Origin of the sequence: Shinella sp. (assembly GCF_052438155.1) — a bacterium.
GTDB lineage: Bacteria > Pseudomonadota > Alphaproteobacteria > Rhizobiales > Rhizobiaceae > Shinella.
Genome location: NZ_JBQVPI010000001.1, coordinates 860,368 through 879,545, shown reverse-complemented (window position 1 = coordinate 879,545; position 19,178 = coordinate 860,368). Strand labels below are relative to the sequence as shown.

General features: G+C 59.8%; 20 protein-coding genes. 11 read left to right on the top strand and 9 right to left on the bottom strand.

The annotated features are described in order from the left end of the window. Positions 1–4: 4 nt before the first annotated feature. Positions 5–1,885 carry a L,D-transpeptidase family protein gene (locus ACT6VE_RS04135; protein ID WP_444797332.1) on the bottom strand — a complete coding sequence of 627 codons (1,881 nt, stop codon included), beginning with the start codon at positions 1,883–1,885 and terminating at the stop codon, positions 5–7. 528 nt (positions 1,886–2,413) lie between these two features. Here ACT6VE_RS04135 and fumC point away from each other — a divergent pair. The 3 genes from fumC to ACT6VE_RS04120 all read left to right on the top strand — a co-directional run bounded on the left by fumC (position 2,414) and on the right by ACT6VE_RS04120 (position 6,008). Continuing rightward, a complete protein-coding gene (gene fumC, locus ACT6VE_RS04130) occupies positions 2,414–3,805 on the top strand; it encodes a class II fumarate hydratase (protein ID WP_444797331.1) in 1,392 nt (463 codons plus the stop codon). A gap of 167 nt (positions 3,806–3,972) precedes the next feature. Next, entirely contained in the window at positions 3,973–5,043 is a 1,071-nt protein-coding gene (locus tag ACT6VE_RS04125) for a GGDEF domain-containing protein (protein ID WP_444797330.1), read from the top strand. Positions 5,044–5,360: 317 nt separating this feature from the next. After that, positions 5,361–6,008, top strand: coding sequence for a L,D-transpeptidase (locus tag ACT6VE_RS04120; protein ID WP_444797329.1), 648 nt, complete (start codon positions 5,361–5,363; stop codon positions 6,006–6,008). Between the two features lie 7 nt (positions 6,009–6,015). On the opposite strand, the gene ACT6VE_RS04115 is transcribed toward ACT6VE_RS04120, so the two are convergent. The 4 genes from ACT6VE_RS04115 to ACT6VE_RS04100 form a co-directional block, all read right to left on the bottom strand. Continuing rightward, positions 6,016–6,795: a M15 family metallopeptidase gene (locus ACT6VE_RS04115; protein WP_444797328.1), complete on the bottom strand. Its 780-nt coding sequence runs from the start codon at positions 6,793–6,795 to the stop codon at positions 6,016–6,018. Positions 6,796–6,799: 4 nt separating this feature from the next. Next, the gene (locus tag ACT6VE_RS04110; protein WP_444797327.1) at positions 6,800–7,186 is read right to left on the bottom strand and encodes a hypothetical protein; all 387 of its coding nucleotides are present in this window, start codon (positions 7,184–7,186) and stop codon (positions 6,800–6,802) included. Positions 7,187–7,263: 77 nt separating this feature from the next. Next, positions 7,264–7,872, bottom strand: a complete 609-nt coding sequence (locus ACT6VE_RS04105; RefSeq protein ID WP_444797326.1) for a pyridoxamine 5'-phosphate oxidase family protein — start codon at positions 7,870–7,872, stop codon at positions 7,264–7,266. Between the two features lie 71 nt (positions 7,873–7,943). After that, positions 7,944–8,852, bottom strand: coding sequence for an alpha/beta hydrolase (locus ACT6VE_RS04100; RefSeq protein WP_444797325.1), 909 nt, complete (start codon positions 8,850–8,852; stop codon positions 7,944–7,946). 48 nt (positions 8,853–8,900) lie between these two features. Here ACT6VE_RS04100 and ACT6VE_RS04095 point away from each other — a divergent pair, with 48 nt between their 5' ends. Further along, positions 8,901–9,380, top strand: a complete 480-nt coding sequence (locus ACT6VE_RS04095) for a MarR family winged helix-turn-helix transcriptional regulator (RefSeq protein ID WP_444797324.1) — start codon at positions 8,901–8,903, stop codon at positions 9,378–9,380. Here ACT6VE_RS04095 and ACT6VE_RS04090 read toward each other — a convergent pair. The 3 genes from ACT6VE_RS04090 to ACT6VE_RS04080 all read right to left on the bottom strand — a co-directional run bounded on the left by ACT6VE_RS04090 (position 9,377) and on the right by ACT6VE_RS04080 (position 13,015). Next, entirely contained in the window at positions 9,377–10,588 is a 1,212-nt protein-coding gene (locus ACT6VE_RS04090; protein WP_444797323.1) for a low temperature requirement protein A, read from the bottom strand. The two genes, ACT6VE_RS04095 and ACT6VE_RS04090, sit on opposite strands and share 4 nt — an antisense overlap. Before the next feature lie 172 nt (positions 10,589–10,760). Continuing rightward, positions 10,761–12,584 carry a monovalent cation:proton antiporter-2 (CPA2) family protein gene (locus ACT6VE_RS04085; RefSeq protein WP_444797322.1) on the bottom strand — a complete coding sequence of 608 codons (1,824 nt, stop codon included), beginning with the start codon at positions 12,582–12,584 and terminating at the stop codon, positions 10,761–10,763. A 56-nt stretch (positions 12,585–12,640) separates the two neighbouring features. Further along, positions 12,641–13,015 carry a gamma-butyrobetaine hydroxylase-like domain-containing protein gene (locus ACT6VE_RS04080; protein ID WP_444797321.1) on the bottom strand — a complete coding sequence of 125 codons (375 nt, stop codon included), beginning with the start codon at positions 13,013–13,015 and terminating at the stop codon, positions 12,641–12,643. A gap of 200 nt (positions 13,016–13,215) precedes the next feature. Between ACT6VE_RS04080 and moaA the strand changes: the two genes are divergently transcribed. From moaA to ACT6VE_RS04060, 4 genes are all read left to right on the top strand, one after another. Then, positions 13,216–14,202: a GTP 3',8-cyclase MoaA gene (moaA, locus tag ACT6VE_RS04075; RefSeq protein WP_444797454.1), complete on the top strand. Its 987-nt coding sequence runs from the start codon at positions 13,216–13,218 to the stop codon at positions 14,200–14,202. A gap of 22 nt (positions 14,203–14,224) precedes the next feature. Further along, the gene (locus ACT6VE_RS04070) at positions 14,225–14,518 is read left to right on the top strand and encodes a hypothetical protein (protein WP_444797320.1); all 294 of its coding nucleotides are present in this window, start codon (positions 14,225–14,227) and stop codon (positions 14,516–14,518) included. A gap of 309 nt (positions 14,519–14,827) precedes the next feature. Further along, positions 14,828–16,213, top strand: a complete 1,386-nt coding sequence (locus tag ACT6VE_RS04065; RefSeq protein WP_444797319.1) for a DUF6538 domain-containing protein — start codon at positions 14,828–14,830, stop codon at positions 16,211–16,213. A 258-nt stretch (positions 16,214–16,471) separates the two neighbouring features. Further along, positions 16,472–16,642, top strand: coding sequence for a hypothetical protein (locus tag ACT6VE_RS04060; RefSeq protein WP_444797318.1), 171 nt, complete (start codon positions 16,472–16,474; stop codon positions 16,640–16,642). 593 nt (positions 16,643–17,235) lie between these two features. Here the strand turns inward: ACT6VE_RS04060 and ACT6VE_RS04055 are convergent. Then, positions 17,236–17,472: a hypothetical protein gene (locus ACT6VE_RS04055; RefSeq protein WP_444797317.1), complete on the bottom strand. Its 237-nt coding sequence runs from the start codon at positions 17,470–17,472 to the stop codon at positions 17,236–17,238. 643 nt (positions 17,473–18,115) lie between these two features. Between ACT6VE_RS04055 and ACT6VE_RS04050 the strand changes: the two genes are divergently transcribed. The 3 genes from ACT6VE_RS04050 to ACT6VE_RS04040 are packed head-to-tail and all read left to right on the top strand — an operon-like array spanning position 18,116 to position 18,944. After that, positions 18,116–18,262: a hypothetical protein gene (locus tag ACT6VE_RS04050; RefSeq protein ID WP_444797316.1), complete on the top strand. Its 147-nt coding sequence runs from the start codon at positions 18,116–18,118 to the stop codon at positions 18,260–18,262. 57 nt (positions 18,263–18,319) lie between these two features. Next, the gene (locus tag ACT6VE_RS04045) at positions 18,320–18,586 is read left to right on the top strand and encodes a hypothetical protein (protein ID WP_444797315.1); all 267 of its coding nucleotides are present in this window, start codon (positions 18,320–18,322) and stop codon (positions 18,584–18,586) included. Between the two features lie 16 nt (positions 18,587–18,602). Next, the gene (locus ACT6VE_RS04040; RefSeq protein WP_444797314.1) at positions 18,603–18,944 is read left to right on the top strand and encodes a hypothetical protein; all 342 of its coding nucleotides are present in this window, start codon (positions 18,603–18,605) and stop codon (positions 18,942–18,944) included. Positions 18,945–19,178: the final 234 nt, after the last annotated feature.

Below are 19,178 nucleotides of genomic sequence, written 5' to 3'. Positions count from 1 at the left end.
GCGATCAGCCCTCTATCTCGCGTGCCTTCTGCGTGGCGGCAAACGCCTTGCGCACATAATCATCACGGCCATAGACGTCGTCGAAAAACTCGACCTTGCCGTCCTTGTTTGGCCAGGCGGTGAAATAGGCGACGTAGATCGGGATATCGGCCTTGACGCTGAGCGCCTTATTGCGGCCGGCCGCGATCTCCTTGCCCACCTCTTCCTCGCTAACGCCCAAAACGGCGGCCGCCATCTTGCGCGGCTCGACAAGGCGCACGCAGCCGTGGCTGAGGGCGCGCATGTCCTTCTTGAAGAAGCTCTTCGACGGTGTGTCATGCATGTAGATGGCGTGGCTGTTCGGGAAGAGGATCTTCAGCTCACCCAGCGCGTTATCGCCGCTCGGCGGCTGGCGCACGGAAACGCCTGCCGTCGAACCGTACCAGTTGACCGAGGACGACGGGACGGCCCGGCCGCCCACGGCGACCTCGTAACCCATGCGGTCGAGATAGGACGGGTCATTCCGGAGCTTCGGCAGCATCTCGTTGACGATGATCGACTGCGGTACGCCCCAGTACGGATTGACCTCAACGGTCTGCACCTGATCCTGGAAGAAATAGGTCTGGTTCGCCTTGGAACCGACGACCGTGCGCATCGAGAACTTTTCCGCACCGTCCTCGAAGTAATAGACCTGGAAGGCGGGCTGGTTGATGAAGACGTGGCGGGCGCCAAGATCGACCGGCAGCCAGCGCACCTGTTCCAGTGCCACTTCGAGCTTGCCGACCTTGTCGGCTACGGAATCGCCGCCTGTCATCTTGCGGATCGAGGCCTTGCCGACGACGCCGTCCGGCTTCAGGCCGTTTTCCTTCTGGAAGGCTTCGACGAGGGCGACCAGTTCGGGCGTGTAGTCCGGCGTGCCGGAATAGGTGGCGATCGTCACGGAATGATCGGTCTTCAGTGCATCCGAGCCGTGCTTGACAATGCCCTTGACGATGTTGGCGAGTTCCGGATTGCTCTGGCCCGGCTTCAAAAGCGTGCCTTCGGCGACGACAACACGGTCCTCGCCTTCGGTCTCCGCCCTGAGCTTGGCAAGCTCCGCCTTCAGCGTCTGGAAATCGGCGCTTGCGGGCGAGCGGCTCTCCAGGAAGCCCTTGACGTTGCTGCTCATCGCCACATTCTTCAACGCCGCGACGAGATTGACATCCTTGCGCTTGAAATCGTGGTAGCCGGAAATGCGGTTCGGATCGATGCGGCCGCGCACGGCGTCCTGTACGTAGGTCGCAACGGCAGACGACAAGGCGATCTCGAAGGTGGCAAGTTCGCTGTAGCGGGCGTTCATGTCGGCGCTGTCGAAGCTGTCCGACGGAATTTTCACCGCATAGTCCCAGGGGGCGAGACCGACGGCCGCCGCATCGGCCAGCACCGCGATGGCCGCTTTCGCCTTGTCGTTGATGCCGGCTCCATCGATCCAGACGAATTTCTTCTGCGAACCATAGAAGGTCTCGACCGCCTTGGCCGCATCCGGCGTCGTGCGCACGTTCACCGTGGAGAAGGCAGCGCGAATACCAGCATCGCCTGCCGGCAGAACCTCTGTGGAAATAGAGCTGGTAACGACCGGGTCAGCCAGCCTGTCGACGGCGACACGCGTCAGGGCGTCGGCCTTGTAGGTGTAGTAGCGCGGCCCGGTGACACGCGGCAGTGGCTTTGCCTCCCGCTTCACCTCGGCGCCAGGCAGCGCGACGCCGGTGCTCACACCGGGAAGCTCCTCGTGCTTCGGCTCCTTCTTCTTGCCGCCACGGATGATGTCCATCAGTGTCAGGGCGTTTGCGGGCGCGGCATTGAGCGTGACGGTGGCACAGGAAAGCGCCAGCGCGGCAGCCAGCAGGGCAGTCTTTGTAAGCTTCATCTGTATTCCATTCCCCGAATGAACCGCACGTCGCGGTCTCTGGCGGCGCCCGAACCAGCAGGCCGGTAAGTTATAGGAAAGGATGGTGAATGAAAAGGAAACGCCCCTTCCCGCCAGCCCTCCCGAACCTCACGAATCCGTTAGTCCACACCCGGCAAGCGAGACGGATCAGCCTGCGTAAAAATTTGAATTGGCGTCGAAATTTCCCAAATTTCTTGGGAAACGCACCTCCGGCAATAAAAATGCGCAAAAAAACGAATGCGAGCTTGTGATGGAAAAAGCACAGCGCAAACGACGCCTCCCAGCTCTCCCTGCCACCCGTCGCGGCCTAATCGATTTTAACCGAAAGTCTTGTCCCTGCGGGCATTCCGCCCCTTGCAACCCGGTCGCAGATGGGCCAGAGAATTGCGCGATTTCGCGCCAGCGCGGGCCTCCCTGGATAGCCCGCGCTCGCCCGGCCTGCCGCGCCCCATGCGGCGGCATCGCCGGCGGCAGGACGTAGCGCATGGGCTTTAAGCGGGAAGCACAATGACATCGACGCGCACGGAAACGGATACATTCGGCCCCATCGAAGTGGACAATAGCCGCTATTGGGGCGCGCAGGCCCAGCGCTCGCTCGGCAATTTCAAGATCGGCTGGGAAAAGCAGCCGCTTTCAGTCGTGCGTGCGCTTGGCATCGTCAAGCAGGCTGCTGCCCTCGCCAATGCAGAACTTGGCCGCCTCGACCCGGCGCTGGCCAAGACCATCACCGAAGCCGCGCAGGAAGTCATCGACGGCAAGCTCAACGACCACTTTCCGCTCGTCGTCTGGCAGACGGGTTCGGGCACCCAGTCGAACATGAATGCCAATGAAGTCATCTCCAACCGGGCGATCGAAATGCTCGGCGGCGTCATGGGCTCCAAGAAGCCGGTGCACCCGAACGACCACGTCAACATGAGCCAGTCGTCGAACGACACCTATCCGACGGCCATGCATATTGCTTGCGCCGAGCGCATCTTGCACGACCTGCTGCCGGCGCTGAAGCACCTGCATGCCGCACTTGAGGCCAAGGTGAAGGCCTTCGATCACATCATCAAGATCGGCCGCACGCACACCCAGGATGCGACGCCCCTCACCCTCGGTCAGGAATTCTCGGGTTATGCCGCACAGGTCGCCTCGGCGATCAAGCGCATCGAACTGACGCTGCCGGGCCTGTGCGAACTCGCCCAGGGCGGCACCGCCGTCGGCACCGGCCTCAACGCCCCGGTCGGCTTTGCCGAAAAGGTCGCCGACCATATCGCAAAAATTACCGGCATCGACTTCAAGACCGCACCGAACAAGTTCGAGGCGCTTGCCGCCCACGACTCGATGGTGTTCTCGCATGGCGCCATCAACGCCGCCGCAGCAGCGCTCTTCAAGATCGCCAACGACATCCGTTTCCTGGGTTCCGGCCCGCGCTCCGGTCTCGGCGAATTGGCGCTGCCGGAAAACGAGCCGGGCTCGTCCATCATGCCGGGCAAGGTCAACCCGACCCAGTGCGAGGCCCTCACCCAGGTCTGCGCCCAGGTCTTCGGCAACCATGCCTCGCTCACCTTTGCCGGCAGCCAGGGGCATTTCGAACTCAACGTCTTCAACCCGCTGATGGCCTACAATTTCCTGCAGTCCGTCCAGCTCCTGTCCGATGCCGCCGTCTCGTTCACCGACAACTGCGTTGTCGGCATCGAGGCGCGCGAGGACAACATCAAGGCGGCGCTCGACCGTTCGCTGATGCTCGTCACGGCGCTCGCTCCCAAGATCGGTTATGACAACGCCGCCAAGATCGCCAAGACCGCGCACAAGAACGGCACGACCCTGCGCGAAGAGGCCGTCGGCGGTGGCTATGTCACCAACGAAGAATTCGACGCGGTTGTACGTCCGGAAAAAATGATTATGCCGGGTTGAGGTAGAGTTTTCGAATATTCAGCCCGAAAGGCCGCAGATCGTTGGATTTGCGGCCTTTTTGATTCTCGGCTGCCGCTACGGAATGTACAACCGTTAATCATTCCCAAAGCATTTTAGCATTATTTTGCGGGTCGAGAGCCAACAGGATGAAATCAGGAGCAGCCGAAATGAACACGGCCGTTGCGCAAAAGGTCCAGGTGCCGGATATCGCCGCGCAGGTGACCTATGCCATGCGTATAATGGGTATCTCTCCAATTCCGCGGAACTACGAGCTGTTCTACGAGGCCTATATCGGCTCGAACCCCAAGCTGACCCGCGAACTTGCAGCGCTTGGCAGCAAGGCCTCGCAGGAGGAGCTTGACGAGATCGGCACGCAGTATTTCGGCCATCATCACGGCGCGACCGCGATCGACGGCGTGCATTCGAAGATCGTCGGCGAGCTGGAAGGTCTGCTTCGCCTGCTCAAGCAGGAGCAGACGTCGCTCGAAAGCTATAACAGGCTGCTCGACGAAACTTACGGCCGCATCACCGGCAAGAACGCCGCCAGCGTCGACATTATCAAGAACGTCATCGGCGTGCTGACACAGGCGACAGGCGACACCATCAGCCAGGGCAAGGAGATGGTGGAGAACGTCGCGCAGAAGTCGATCGAGATGGACAATGTGCGCAAGGAACTCGACGAGTACAAGCGCATCGCCAACACGGATTCGCTGACGCAGCTCTCCAACCGCCGCGCCTTCGACGACAAGCTTTCCGCCATCTACAATTCGTCGATGTCGCACAATGTCACCGCGCTGATCCTTGCCGACATCGACCATTTCAAGAAGATCAACGACACCTATGGCCATCCGGTCGGCGATAAGATCCTCGCCTCCGTCGGAAGCCTCATCCGTGCCCATGTGCGCAAGGATATTCTCGTCGCCCGCACCGGCGGCGAAGAGTTCGCGATGATCGTCGAGGGCAACACCGAGGAAGAGGCGATGGCGATCGCCGAGCGCATCCGCATCGCGCTCGAGCACACGCCGTTCAAGAACTCCAAGACCGGCGTCAACTACGGCCCGATCACCATTTCGCTCGGCTTCTGCATGGCGTCCTGGGCGGAAGGTCCGGGCGAGCTCTATTCGAAGGCCGACATTGCGCTCTATTGCGCGAAGAACGGCGGGCGCAACCGCACCATGGCGTTCGAAGACGGCATGAAGAAGGATTTTGCCAAGAGCTGGCTGATCTACCGCAAGTAAGCGGCTGCCCCACTTTTTCCAAAACGGCGCCCTCGGGCGCCGTTTTCGTTTGCGGCGGAACCGTGGCGACCGTCGTGCGTTTCTGGCGCACGGGAGGAACGTGCCATGCAAACCGGATTTCTTGAAATGACTGTCATCGCCGCCCTGATGTTGAGCAGCTTGGTCTGGATTCAACCCTTCTGACGATCGTCAGACACCCGGCGGGGGCCTGTTCCCGCCGGAACATCCCGCCAGACGGCGATGTCCTAGAAAGTCCCCATCAGAGAAAACCGAGCCGGGCATGAATGCACCGGCCACTCCAGACAGGGACCAGGACAATGAAAACGCTCGCCATCGCCCTCCTCGCAGGCCTTCTTTCCACCGCAGGCAGCGCTTATGCCGCCGACAACGCCATCGATCCGATCGAGGTCGCCTCGCTCTCGTCTTCCGCACAGAAGACGGGTTGGCTGCAGGTGCTCTCTGGCGGCAAGCCGGTCGCATCGGAAAAGAAGATCGCTGCCGTTTCCCGCGCGCCGATCGCCCGCGAACTCGTTGCCTTCAATGAGAAGGTCGCACCGGGCACGATCATCGTCGACAATTCCGAACGCCGCCTCTACCACGTGCTCGGTGACGGCATCGCCATGAAATACGCCGTCAGCGTCGGCCGGGACGGCTTCATCTGGACGGGTTCGGAAAAGGTCACGCGCAAGACCGAGTGGCCGACATGGACGCCGCCGGAAGACATGCGCGCCCGCGAAGCCAAGAAGGGCAAGATCCTGCCGGTCTCGATGAAGGGCGGCCTCGACAACCCGCTCGGCTCGCGCGCCATCTATCTCGGCTCGACCATCTACCGCATCCACGGCACCAACCAGCCGTCATCGCTCGGCAAGGCGCAATCCTCGGGCTGCATCCGCATGGCCAACGAAGACGTGGAGCACCTCTATACCCAGGTCACGAAGGGCGCGACGGTGATCGTTCGCGACTAACCCACAATCAGCGGCAGGCGGAAGCGCCTGCCGCTTTTGCTATGGCGATCAGTTCGGGCCGGTACTCGAAATGCATCGTATCGTAGTGATACCAGCGCCCACCCCAGACGAAGCCGTGTTTCTCGAAGATCGCGATGATCTCCAGCGGGTACTTGTTGGCGTATTTCGGTACCTTGCCCGGCTTGCCGCCGGACCAGACCCAATAATCCGCAAATTTCGTGTTGAGATCGAGAGCCGCGCCAAAACTGTGCACCGACATGTTCTGCGCGCCGGAAACCTTGCGCCAGTTGAATGTCCCGGCCGAGGGCGTCAGGTAACGCTTCAGCTCCGGCTTTGCCGCAAGCTCATCGCGCACTGTCTCCAGCGCCACGGCAGCCCCCTGCCGTTTCGTCACGCGCAGCGTTTCGCCAAACCATTTGACCGGAACGAGGTCGGCCTGAACCGCCTTCGCTGATTGGCCGTAGAGACGCATCATCAAAGGATCGCTGCGGATGCGACCGGGGTCGAAATCGACCTCCGGCTTGGCCTCGCAAGCGCCCAGCGGATAGATTTGCTGAAGACTGTCCTCGACGTCACCGTTGGCGAGCGCCGTCTGGTGGTCCTTCGTCCGGCCGTCATCGATGTCGAGCGGCGGACCGCCGTCCTTGAAGACAAGCCTATTGCCTTCGATGCCGGCGAGGCTTTCCGGATAGGCCTCGACCAGCAGCTTGAGACGGCTGGCAGGATCAGGCTCCGCCGCACCGGCGGCGGAGACAGCCAGGAGGCAAGCGGCAATCGCTGCGAGCAAGCCGTTAGTCGACTGAGATACTGATATAGTCGCCTCCCACGCCGCGCCAGATTTCGACGTGGATGCGCACGTCGCCATCCAGCAGCCGGCGCGCGGCCGCGCCCTCGATGCGACCACTGCGAAGCATGCGTTCGGCAAGCTCCCGGTTGCGTGCCGAAGCGAAGAAACCGTCGATGTCATCGCCGGGCTGGCGCACACCGAAGCGGTGGACATTGGCGCGATCCTGCCGGATCACCTGCCAGGGCTGCGTCAGACGCTCGTTACTGGAATTGTAGAGGTCGTCCTGGCCGATATAGGCGCCATAGCTCTCGATCAGCTCGTCCGCCCTGGCAACGCCGCCCGAAATTGCAAGCCCTAAGGCAACAGCCGCCGCAAAAAGTCCTGTCCGCATTCCTTACTCCGCTCTCGGCTTTCGCCGTTTACAATCAATGACAAGACGGGCCGAGGCGGCGGAATATTCAGATCCACCTACCACATGCTCTTGGCAGCACGCCCCGGCCATTCCCGGTCATAGGCAACACCGTCAAACCCCTTCTTGGCCAAAGCGAGCATCTGCCCGACGGTCGGCAGGCAGGAGGTATCGCGAAACTTCTCCGGGTTCCAGAGGTCGGCGCGAAGCACCGCGCGGGCGCATTGCGAATAGACTTCCTCGATCGTAATCACCACGACGGAGCGCGGATGCCGGCCGTCCATCTCGAAGCGCTCGGTGATAGCCTCGTCGATGCGCACCACGGCGCGACCGTTGAGACGCATGGTGGTGTTGGAGCCGGGAATGAGGAACATCAGGGCGACACGCGGATCGCGCACGATGTTGGAGAGGGAATCGATTCGATTGTTGCCGCGCCAGTCGGGCAGCATCAGCGTGCGCTCGTCCTCGATGTGGATGATGGAACCGGCATCGCCGCGCGGCGAGCAATCGAGCCCCTCCGGTCCCACGGTGGCGAGCGCCATGAAGGGCGAGGCCTCGATCATCGCGCGGTATTCTGGCAGCAGGAAATTCGTCACCTTGACGAGCGAGGCTTCACCCGGTTCGCCGTAAAGCGCGTTCAACTGGTCGACCGAGGTGACGATGGTCATGCGTTTCTCCTGTGCTCTGCTCCTTGCGGCGCATCGCACCCTCGCATGACAGGTTCATGACGAAAAGCCCGTCAGGCCGCGATGCGCCGCCCGTCCTCCGAAAAGAAATCGACAATGCGGTCGATCACGGGCTCGGCAGAAACGATGCGGCGATGCCCAAAACCGTTCGCCCATTCCAGCGTGACATTCGAGCCGGCGGCGGCATAGCGCCGTGCATGCATGGCCGGCACCTCCTTGTCGTCCTCCGCATGGATGACCAGCATCGGCGTGTTGAGACGCCCTGCCCCGTTTGCCGCATCGAAGGCCGAAAGCGGCGCGCCGGCTATGCGCTCGACGTGATCTTCCAACGCAACCTGGGCCTTCGCGCCGAGTTTCAGGTAGCGGCCAAGATCCTTGAACAGCCATTGCATTTCGCTCGGCGACCCGATCGTCACCAGCCGGCGCGGCCGGTGCGCAGGCACCGAAGGAACAAGGCCGCTCGCGGCACAGGCCAGCGACGCGCCGCCGAAGGAATGGCCGCAGAAATAGTCGAAACCGCCGAATCGCTGCCAGGCGGCATCGATCGCCCGAACCGCCATCGGCAGTGTCAGCGTGCGCCCCCGAGACGCGCCGTGGCCCGGCAGATCGAGCGCCACGACCTCATGCCCCGCCGCAACCAGGCCTTCCGTCAACGCGGAAAGATAGGCCGCCTGCGAGCCCCAGCCGTGCACGACGAGGACCCGCCCCGCAAAAGCCTCGCAAGGGCGAGCCGCGAAACGATGAGCAACGGCCGTGCCGCCGGCAAAAGTGAGTTCGACGCGCTGCGCCTGCCGCATCCACCCTTCGGAGCGGGCGAACAGCTCCCTCTCCTTTGCGGTGCGCGGCCTACGGCCGGGCGTCGTCGCGAAGAGGCGGAAAGCAGCGCGGCCGGCCGCTGCGGGAGAGACGGCAGCGACGCTCGAAAGCGCGAGCCGGATGACCTTCAAGCCAAAGGATGCCATAGTGGGAATCCATCAAAAATGTTCAATGCTGAACAATAAAGTACAACGATGAACAAAAAGCAAGCCTTTCCCTGGGATCATCCGCGCTTTCGCAGCTGGATCGGCGTGGCGCGCGCCTGCCAGCTCATGCAGCAGACGATGACCAAGGCGATCGCGGACCTCGACATCAAGACGCCGCATCTCGACATCCTGATCAACCTCTATCGATTTGACGGCATTTCCCAGCAGGAGCTTGCCAGGAAGCTGCTCGTCGGCCGCTCGAACATGAGCATGCTGCTGCCGCAGCTGGAAAAGCGCGGGCTGATCGAACGCAAACCTGATGCAAAGGACAAGCGCGTGCTGCGCCTCTCCCTGACTGAGACCGGCCGCGACCTCACCGAGGATGCGATGACCATCCAGACCAGCATAATCGACCGTATCCTCTCCCAGACGCCGGCCGATCGATGCCTCCAGGTCGCCGAGGCCATGGAGGACCTGATCCATATCCTTCAGACGATGGAGACGGACAGCGAACCGGACGACCTCTAGACCTGGGCGAGATCGTCCGCCCGCGTCGACTTCAGCGACAGGAACTCCCATAGCGCAACGCCGAAGAGCACGGCGGCGGCGGCCATGAAGAGCTGGTAGGGTTCGACGACGGGCACAACTATGGAGAGGCAGAGCAGCACGGCAATGCCGACGAGATGCGACAGCGGCGAGCGCCCACGGATCGCCGCTTTGAACCAGATGTTGCCGGCAAGAAAGACCACCGGCCCGCCGATGATGGCGCTCGCCGTCTTGAAATCGACAGGACCATGCGGATGCGCCAGCGCGAACTCCTCCGCCACCGCCGACAAAACGATCCCGGCAACGATGGGGATATGGGCATAGGTGAAGGCCATGCGCGCGATACGGCCGGGCGTTGCCGAATGTTCGATCAGATGTGCTGCCTCGCCATGGCCGAAACGGAAATAGATCCACCACATCGTCGCGGTCGACAGAAAAGCCACTGCGAGCAGGATGATCGTAAAACCGTCGAGCAGTTCCATGCTGGCGACGGTGCGCCCGGTCACCAGAATGGTTTCGCCAAGGCAGATAATGACGAAGAGCGCGCAGCGTTCCGCCATGTGTTCGCCCGAGACCTCCCAGTCGCTGACTGTCGAACGCCCGAGGCCCGGCACGGCGAAACCGAGCGCCGGCGAAAGATAATCGATGCCGAGCGCGATGAGCCAAAGCACCAGCCGCGCCTCGTGCTCGACGAAAGCACCGGCAAGCCAGAACACCGCGGAAAACAGGGTCCATGCGGTGATGCGGGTGAAGTTGAGGCTGTTTTCCGGCCAGTCGCGCCGCATCACATAGGCGGTGAAGGCCGAGCGGCCGACCTGCATGGCGACGAAGGTCAGCGCGAAAAGAAGACCGCCCTCGCCGAAGGCCGTCGGAATGGCGATCGACAGCATCAGGCCGAAGAACATCAGCACGAAGAGCAGGATGCGCACCGGCGCCTTGTCGGGATCGAGCCAGTTCGTCGCCCAGGTCGTGTAGATCCAGACCCACCAGACCGCCAGCATCAGCACTGCCGCCTCGACAAGGCCGGTCGGCGAGTAGTGCACCGCCAGCGAATGCGAAAGCTGGATGATCGTCAGCACGAAGACGAGGTCGAAGAAGAGTTCGGCAAAAGCCACCTTGCCTTCCTTCGCCGTGCCGCGGGCGCGCAGGCAAGCGGATTCGGCGAAGCGTCCATCATTCGTCGCCGTCATCGCGGCTCCTTTCGCATTAAGCCAACGGCGTTCAAACCGCCGGTCGAATCATTCCAGAGCATTGCGACCGCGGCACATAGGCGCGAGAAGAACACGACCATGTCATAGCTGGAAGTCGGCTTATTAGAAATGACGCATGCCGAACGACGTGGCTACAGCGAAGTGCGTGCCCTCAGCTGGCCTCTTCCTGCGTGAGACGTTGCCGTTCTTCCGCCTCTGCCCGCTCCCGGGCCGTGCGGGCGGCAACCAAGTCGGCCGGTTGGGCATTGCCGCGAATCAGCTGGCGGCCGGCATAGATGCCGCCGATCGTCTCGAGCTCCAGCCGTTCGCGATCGACATCGCGGAATTCCTCCACCACTTCGGCGGCAAGATCCTCGTCCTCTCCCAACGCTTTCAGCGTTTCGCGGCTGAACACCATTGCCGATTCGAAGGTTTCGCGAATCTGGAAATCGACGCCGGCATGCACGAGGTCGATGGCATGGCCACGGTCATAGGCGCGGGCAAGCAGGGGAACGAGCGGGAACTCATCCTTGACCACCTCCGCGATCTTCACCGCGGCCGCCTTGTCGTCGAGGCAGATGAGGATCGCCTTGGCGGTCGCAGCACCTGCGGCATGCAGGATGTCGATGCGCGAGCCGTCGCCGTAATAGACCTTGAAACCGAAATCCGCAGCGTCGCGCACGAATTCCGCATCCTTGTCGATCAGCGACAGCGTGTAGCCCCGTGCCAGCAGCGGCTGGCTGACGATCTGGCCGAAACGGCCGAAGCCGATCATCAGCACCGTGCCCTCGACATTTTCCGGCAGCGTCAATCCTTCCGTCGAAGGTTGGTGCTTCGGCACGATGCGATCGTGCAGGATAACCATCAGCGGCGTCAGGACCATCGAAATGATGATCGTCGCCGTCAGGATGGCGTTTTCCTCGCCATTGAGAATGCCGGCGGCAACCGCCGCCGCATAGAGCACGAACGCGAATTCGCCGCCCTGCGCCATCAGCACGGCGCGCTCCAGGCTTTCCGCATGGCAGGTGCCGAGCAGGCGGGCAACGACATAGATGAGCAGCGTCTTGGCGACCATGTAGCCGATGACGCTCGCCACCACGAGCTGCCAGTTCGCGGCAATGACCGTCAGGTCGATCGCCATGCCGACGCCGAGGAAGAACAAACCGAGCAGGATGCCGCGAAACGGTTCGATATCCGCTTCCAGCTGGTGGCGGAAGGACGATTCGGACAGCAGCACGCCGGCGAGGAAGGCGCCCATGGCCATCGACAGGCCCGAGACCTGCATGGCGAGCGCCGAACCGAGCACGACGAGCAGCGCCGCCGCCGTCATCACCTCGCGCGCGCCAGAGGCGGCAAGGATGCGGAAGAGCGGGTTCAGCAGATACCGCCCCGCCAGCACCAGCGCCACGATCGCCCCGATGGCGATGCCGATCGAAAGCCAGCGATCGGACGCATCCGTCGCCCCTGCGCCGGTGCCGAGCAACGCCACGATGGCAAGCAGCGGCACGATGGCAAGGTCCTCGAAGAGCAGGATCGCCACGATGCGCTGGCCCTTCAGCGTGGACATCGTGCCCTTCTCCTGCAGCATCTGCATGACGATGGCGGTGGAGGTCAGCACGAAGCCGGTGCCGGCAACGAAGGACGGGATGAGCGGAAACCCGAAGGAAAGGCCAATGCCGGTCAACGCTGCCATGGCCCCCATGACCTGGATCGCCCCGAGCCCGAAAATATCCTTGCGCATGCCCCAGAGCCGCGACGGCTGCATTTCAAGGCCGATGATGAACAGGAACATCACCACGCCAAGCTCGGCAACATGGATGATCGCTTGCGAATCGGCAAAGAAACCGAGCCCGAAGGGGCCGATCGCAAGCCCGGCCGCGAGATAGCCGAGTACGGAACCCAGCCCGATCTTCTTGAAAATCGGCACTGCAGCGACACCCGCCGCCAGCAGCACGACAACCTGCGTCAGATCGTTTGCATTCGCTTCTGCTGCCAAAGGACATCTCCCGTTCGGTTCTGGGTGGACGCTACCTCGGCAGGCAGGCCAATCTTTTATCGCGGCTTTTCTGACATATCGCGGCTCATGCCCTTCTCCGCAAGCTCGCGCTCGTAGTCTGCGAAGAGGTCAGCGCCCTTTTCCCCGAGTTCCCGGAGATAGGACCATGTGAAGATGCCGGTATCATGAAAATCATCGAAGCCTATGCGCACGGCGTAGTTGCCCGTCGGTATCATGGAGATGATCGCGACATTGCGCTTGCCCGGCACGGTCAGCTTCTGTCCCGGCCCGTGGCCCTGCACTTCCGCCGACGGCGACATCACACGCAGCATTTCGGCAGAAAGGTCGAAGCTCGCGCCGTCGTTGAAGGTCACGACGAGGCGCTGGCGATCCTTCGAGACGCGCAGTTCGGTTGGCCAAAGATCGCTCATGCCGTGCCCTTTCCCATAAGAATTCGCGAAGGACTATGCCGCAAGTCGGGGATGTGCAAGGCTGAAAATGCTGTCATAATCGCTGCATCGGCTTGACGTTGCGCCCCACGCGCACGACATGTTGATGAGGAGGACGTGGTTTGAACTCGTATGCTGGCCCCTGGAACGGCGCGAACGCCATCGCGCAATCCGACGCACCGATGATCGATCCCTTCGGGCGGGCGGTCACCTATCTGCGCGTGTCGGTCACGGACCGCTGCGATTTCCGCTGCACCTATTGCATGGCGGAAAACATGACATTCCTGCCGAAGAAGGATCTTCTGACGCTGGAGGAGCTCAACCGGCTCTGTTCCACCTTCATCGCCAAGGGCGTGCGCAAGCTGAGGCTGACCGGCGGCGAGCCGCTGGTGCGCAAGAACATCATGTATCTGGTGCGCGAACTCGGCCGCCATGTGCATGACGGCCGGCTCGATGAGCTGACGCTGACGACGAACGGCTCCCAGCTCGCTAAACATGCAGCCGAACTTGCCGATTGCGGCGTGCGCCGCATCAATGTCTCGCTTGACACGCTCGACCCGCAAAAATTCAAGTCGATCACCCGCTGGGGCGAGCTTTCCAAGGTGATCGAAGGCATCGACGCCGCGCAGGCGGCCGGCCTGAAGATCAAGATCAACGCGGTCGCCCTCAAGGACTTCAACGACGGCGAAATTCCGGACCTGATGCGCTGGGCGCATGGCCGCGGCATGGACCTCACCCTTATCGAAACCATGCCGATGGGTGAGATCGAGGAAGACCGCACCGACCGCTACATGCCGCTGTCGGAAATGCGCGACCGCCTCGCGGAAGAATTCACCCTCACCGAAAACGCCTACCGCACCGGCGGCCCGGCTCGGTACGTCACGGTCGAAGAGACCGGCGGCCGCCTCGGCCTCATCACGCCGATGACACATAATTTCTGCGAAAGCTGTAACCGCGTCCGCCTTACCTGCACCGGCACGCTCTATATGTGCCTTGGCCAGAACGACGCGGCGGACCTCCGCCTGCCGCTTCGTGCCGCCGAGGACGATGCCTTGCTCTCGCAGGCGATCGACGAGGCGATCGGCCGCAAGCCGAAGGGCCACGATTTCATCATCGACCGCCGCAACCGCCCGGCCGTCGCCCGGCATATGAGCGTCACCGGCGGCTGACCCGCCAAAAGCGAGGGTTCGGGTGAAGTTTCTTCTCGCTGCATTGCTTTGCGCCACCCTGCCCGCCGTCACGATGGCCGCCGAGCGTCCCGAAGGCATTGCCGCAGCCGAGGCCGTCGCCAAGGCCGCCTTCGGCACGGACTGCGACATGAACGGCATGCCGGAAGTGCCGATGGCCGAGCCCGATGGAAAAGGATATGGCCATTCAGTCTACAGCTTCTCCTACAAGCCCGACTACGACCCCAATGGCCCCGACGTTCAGGTCGAGGTCTACCAGCTCTTCTGCGGCTCCGGCGCCTACAACAGGCGCGGATAATTTTAAGCAAAATCAACAACTTAACCAGTTTTTGCTGCACAAAACGCTTACACGTTGCTGCACACGGCATGTAACGTTAGGCGATTTTCAGGAATTCGCCATTCCACTTCTGCTGACACCAAGCAAAACTTGAAATGAAAACAAGTTTCGGAAATATCATCGCATCAACAGAAAATAGTTGTTGACAGTAAGTCTTGGTTAATCTACGCCAAGCCAATCCCAAAAATCCTCGCGCAGGAAAGACCGCCCGTCTTCGGAAGTCGAAGACCTGTGTGGCATCCTTGCGCTTTGTCAAGAGCGAACAAAACGATGAAAATGCCGCCATACGTAGTCCTGCGAGGAAAAAAATACGGGTTCCGGATCAGAATACCGAAGGCGGCGCGTCACCGATATCCCAACGAAGCTGGAACGGGATTTCGCACTCACATCTGGGAAGCGCTCAATACAAGTTCTGATAACGAAGCCTTTGTCTTGGGCGCGGCGAAATACGTTGAATGGACAGCGAAGTTCGCCGAAGCCCATGACGATGCTGACAACATGGACAGGAGGCGTGCCGACGACATCGCCCTCACCCTGACAGGGCGCGCATTTCAGTCTGTCGGATCAATCCGTCAAACGCCTTCGGTCAGCGAAAAAATCGCTCATCTAGACGCCATCATAACCGCATTCAAAAACGTCCCGGGAATGAACGACACCGAACTTCGCGTGATCGCGGGCGATATCGACACACCAGCACTGTCTTGGGAGGCGCTACTTGAGCGGTTTATGGAGCTTAAAAAGCACGAATTCGTGCATCTCCCACGCCGTACCTATTACAAGAAAGCCAACCCTTTCAAGGCGTATATAAAGAACTTCCGCACGACCTTGCCGGATGCGCCTGCCGATGTTCTAAAGCTCAAGCCGAAGCACGCTTACGACTACGCCGCCGCGCTCGAAATGTGCGTTGCGAAAGGTGAGATGGAGCCGAACACCGCCAGCAAGAAAGTTCAGGGTCTCAAGCAGATTTTCAAGATCGTGCTACCGGCTGACCACCCTGACCACCAGAACCCGTTCACCGGCACCAACATCAAGAACGCCGCAAAGTGCAAGCCCCGAGACCAGTTCGAAGAAGAAGACCTTCTTCCGGTGCGCAAGGAACTGGCTGCATCACGGCTAGACAAGCAACTTGTTGATATGTGCATTGTGATGGAACAGACCGGCACGTCTGTCCAAGAACTCACACTGATGAGCGAGAACGATATCCATCTCGACGTGCCCATACCGTACATCAGGATTGCGGATAACGAGCACCGTAAACAAGTCAAATCTGGCGGGGCAAGACACCGCGACATCCCGCTTTTGCCTGATGCTGAAGCAGCGATGCGCAGGAACCCGCGTGGCTTTACGAGATATCGGCGAGACGGCGGCAACGATTCAGCCAGCTATGCGATGAACAAGGTCATCAAGCGCGCGGCACCCGGCAAAACATCCGCTGGCTATCGACATCGTTTTTCGTACTTGATGTTCAACTCAAAATGCCAAGACACGCTCAAGAATGCAATCATGGGTCACACCACAAAGAACCTTGGGCAGTCCACCCACTATGGAAAAGGTTACACACTTGAATCAAAATTGGAGGCAATGAAGAAAGCACTAGAACCGAATATAGAAACCGAGAATATCAACCAAACTGAACTACAACACGATATGACTTAATGTGAAGGCGAAAGCCAATATTTGATATGGAAACGGTCATATCCCTAAAATGGGATATGCAAATTGCAAGGATATTTTTCACACGAAAAACTAATCAACGACGACAAACGGCGCGCTGAATTCTTCGAATGGTATGACAAGTTCATTAAGCGCCTGAAGAAGATGGGACGCATCGAAGCGGCGACTGTGCACGCGAAGATACGTAACGAACTTAGAGCGGACCTGTGTTTGCTCGACTAAACAGGAAAGGAAATCAGAATGACCATCACCATCAGCTTGGGTGTCGCCGCTCTGGTCGCGGTTGCGCTCTACATCGGCTATCGCATCGGCAACGGCAGTGAGTTACGGAAAATGGAACGCGAATACGCCGCATACCAAAGGGCGGTCAATCACGCGCTGATTTCGGATGGGCAAGAGCCGCTTAAGTAAGGGACGCATATGCCCACCAAGACGAAGACCCGGCTACCGCACAGGCAGTCGGGGTTTTCTTTGCTCAGATGCAGGAAACGACGAATTCACGAAAATCACGCTTGAAATACCCTCGAAACGCCTGAGAAACCAGCATTCTTGCAAGGACGATTCAGCCGATTCTAGGCGTTTTCGCAATTGTGTATGGGATGCACCGTTGTGAGGGTCGGCGACACTTATAACAGCGTCTATCTCAACGAAACGAAAAAGCCGGAACAGTGTTCGCGCTCCACTGTTCCGGCTTTCTCACATTAGTGAGGCACATTTCGTCGAAGGACCATTGGGTAGTCCTGCGCAATGATTAGCACACGCTTAAATTAGAGCAATACTAAAATGCACTCCATGAGAGAACAACCCAGATTTGTCCAAGGTGCAGCAAGAAAAAGGGGCGCGACCTCTTCAGAAATCGCGCCCCATTTACACCCGGTTGCCAACAGAGGGGGCTTCCAAAAGCGAAGATAGGATGCCCTCGCCCCGCGTCAAGCACAGGGCAAAAAAGAACCCGGCTCAATCGGACCGGGTTCAGGCTGGCTGTCCTTATGGGAGCTTTCGACTCAGATGTTATCTGATCGTCGGTGCGGTTCAAGCTTCTTCGCATACTTCGTGCGTGCGACACTCTCAACCAGTTCGCGGTGTAGAGCAGCGTTGAAAGACGCGCCCGGGAATGCCTCGAAAAAATACACTGAGAACGCATACCGCGCTTCAGGATCAAACCATGGCTGTCCTGCAATGTCATCGAACACCGCTTCCATGGAACTCAGATCATCGTCTTCAGAATTGGTGTGTGCCAAGCGATAGAAGCTCCATGGTGGTGGCGTGGAGCTATCGAAAGCGATGCATCAAGGCAAGCAAGAAGCCGGGGCAACCACGCTGACAATCGCCCCGGCTCTTCTGGGGCAGATATCCCGAGACCTCTTCAGGGGTTGGAGAAGCCTTGCGACCGAAAAACATTAGCACGGGCTTGCGTTGCTACAAGACAGCAATGCGAACGACCCCAATGTGTTCATGGTCGTTGACTCGATCCACAAGCAGAACATAATGAGAACATGGCGTACCGCGATCCGAAATGGCTAGACCTTGAATCGTACCTGAACGGCGCAAAACCGACGCTTGGCGATCTTCTACAAGCTATCGAACTCGGTGGGCACTGTTCGTCGTGTGAGCGCACCGCTGGCGTCGATAGGTGGGAAATTGCGTCCCGGCTCGGCAAGAACCGTTACGTCGCGGATTTGCGACCTGCGCTGCGCTGTATGGCTTGCGGTTCGAAGGGCGGGAATACATGGGTCTTCCGCATGCAGGCGCGGTAGATCGAGTCAACGCCTCGCCCTTAATTTTGCGTAAAAATCGTGGTTGCGCGAACGCGCGAACAACGTCACTCTGCGAAGCAGCAAGCAGCACCACCACCAATTTTCTTTTGGTGAAAGGACCGCTGCTATGAAAAACCCCGGCAAAATCCATTTCAAATTTCGCGACCTGTTCGAAGTCACAGGCGAAGGTGCCCTTGGCGTATTTGTCGTAGCCGGGTTGGCGCTCCTGATCATGTCGCCGTTCGCCATCGGCGCGTACATGTACCTGAACTGATATGGCGATGCGCCCGATTACAGGATATGGATTCCCGTACGGGTCGAGGAGAAAAACATGGCAACCACGAGAAGCGCCGTTTGGATCGTGACGAAGTACGATGGCACTGAGAAGAAATGGGAGCGCGAGCTAAAAGGGCGCGATTTTACTCGGAATCAGATGTGCTACGTAATCAGGATGTTAGCCTGTACCGATCTCACGAGCGAAGAAGCTATAGACAGCATAGACCCATCAACTCAGACGGGTCATCTGAAGTGGAGTGAGGAAAACGGCGTGATTAGCTGCGGTGACAACCCTCACTACGTCGCCAGACAAGTCCCCTGAGAAGAGGGCGAACAGAGTGGACAAATTCTTTTTCGCACTGCTGAACGCCTACATCCGCGTATCCCTTTTGTTGCTTGCCATAGCTTGGGGGCTGTTCGGTGTTGCGCTCTATGTGTTTCCGGCTGCTTATGCCGCTCTTTGGATCGCGAAGAACGGCGGTGCAAAGGAGGCAGGAGGCGCATTTATTGTGATCCTCCTCGTCACCGGCATACTGACCTTCAAGGTGAAAGCGCTGAGCCGTGTGGTCGAAGTCTTCCACGTTGGACATAGCTTCCTGATCGGTTGTCAGGACAAATTGATCAGCGAGCTTGAAGAAGTATGGCGGAAGAAGCAGCTTCAACAACACGCTCAGAAATGACGGGGTCCGTCCAACTGTCTAATAGCGGCTGATCAACCACCAGCCGACGACCACGGCGGTGAACCAGATCGCACCGACCAGTAGAAACATCACGGCTAACTCAAGCTCGCTGCTCATGGCGATAGAATGACACCAGTGTGTCCCATTTTGAAGACAGGCGAGATTGCGTACATTACGCACTACTAAACTAAAACGCGCAAACCGGAACGATTTGGGTCCATTTCGCGAACTCCC

Coding starts and splice junctions, on each gene's coding strand:
- ACT6VE_RS04135 (WP_444797332.1), bottom strand. CDS start 1,885: ATGAAGCTTACAAAGACTGCCCTGCTGGCTGCCGCGCTGGCGCTTTCC.
- ACT6VE_RS04060 (WP_444797318.1), top strand. CDS start 16,472: ATGACCATCACCATCAGCTTGGGTGTCGCCGCTCTGGTCGCGGTTGCG.
- ACT6VE_RS04100 (WP_444797325.1), bottom strand. CDS start 8,852: ATGGCATCCTTTGGCTTGAAGGTCATCCGGCTCGCGCTTTCGAGCGTC.
- ACT6VE_RS04105 (WP_444797326.1), bottom strand. CDS start 7,872: ATGACCATCGTCACCTCGGTCGACCAGTTGAACGCGCTTTACGGCGAA.
- ACT6VE_RS04120 (WP_444797329.1), top strand. CDS start 5,361: ATGAAAACGCTCGCCATCGCCCTCCTCGCAGGCCTTCTTTCCACCGCA.
- ACT6VE_RS04050 (WP_444797316.1), top strand. CDS start 18,116: ATGAAAAACCCCGGCAAAATCCATTTCAAATTTCGCGACCTGTTCGAA.
- ACT6VE_RS04065 (WP_444797319.1), top strand. CDS start 14,828: ATGAAAATGCCGCCATACGTAGTCCTGCGAGGAAAAAAATACGGGTTC.
- fumC (WP_444797331.1), top strand. CDS start 2,414: ATGACATCGACGCGCACGGAAACGGATACATTCGGCCCCATCGAAGTG.
- moaA (WP_444797454.1), top strand. CDS start 13,216: ATGATCGATCCCTTCGGGCGGGCGGTCACCTATCTGCGCGTGTCGGTC.
- ACT6VE_RS04110 (WP_444797327.1), bottom strand. CDS start 7,186: ATGCGGACAGGACTTTTTGCGGCGGCTGTTGCCTTAGGGCTTGCAATT.
- ACT6VE_RS04090 (WP_444797323.1), bottom strand. CDS start 10,588: ATGACGGCGACGAATGATGGACGCTTCGCCGAATCCGCTTGCCTGCGC.
- ACT6VE_RS04125 (WP_444797330.1), top strand. CDS start 3,973: ATGAACACGGCCGTTGCGCAAAAGGTCCAGGTGCCGGATATCGCCGCG.
- ACT6VE_RS04095 (WP_444797324.1), top strand. CDS start 8,901: ATGAACAAAAAGCAAGCCTTTCCCTGGGATCATCCGCGCTTTCGCAGC.
- ACT6VE_RS04045 (WP_444797315.1), top strand. CDS start 18,320: ATGGCAACCACGAGAAGCGCCGTTTGGATCGTGACGAAGTACGATGGC.
- ACT6VE_RS04080 (WP_444797321.1), bottom strand. CDS start 13,015: ATGAGCGATCTTTGGCCAACCGAACTGCGCGTCTCGAAGGATCGCCAG.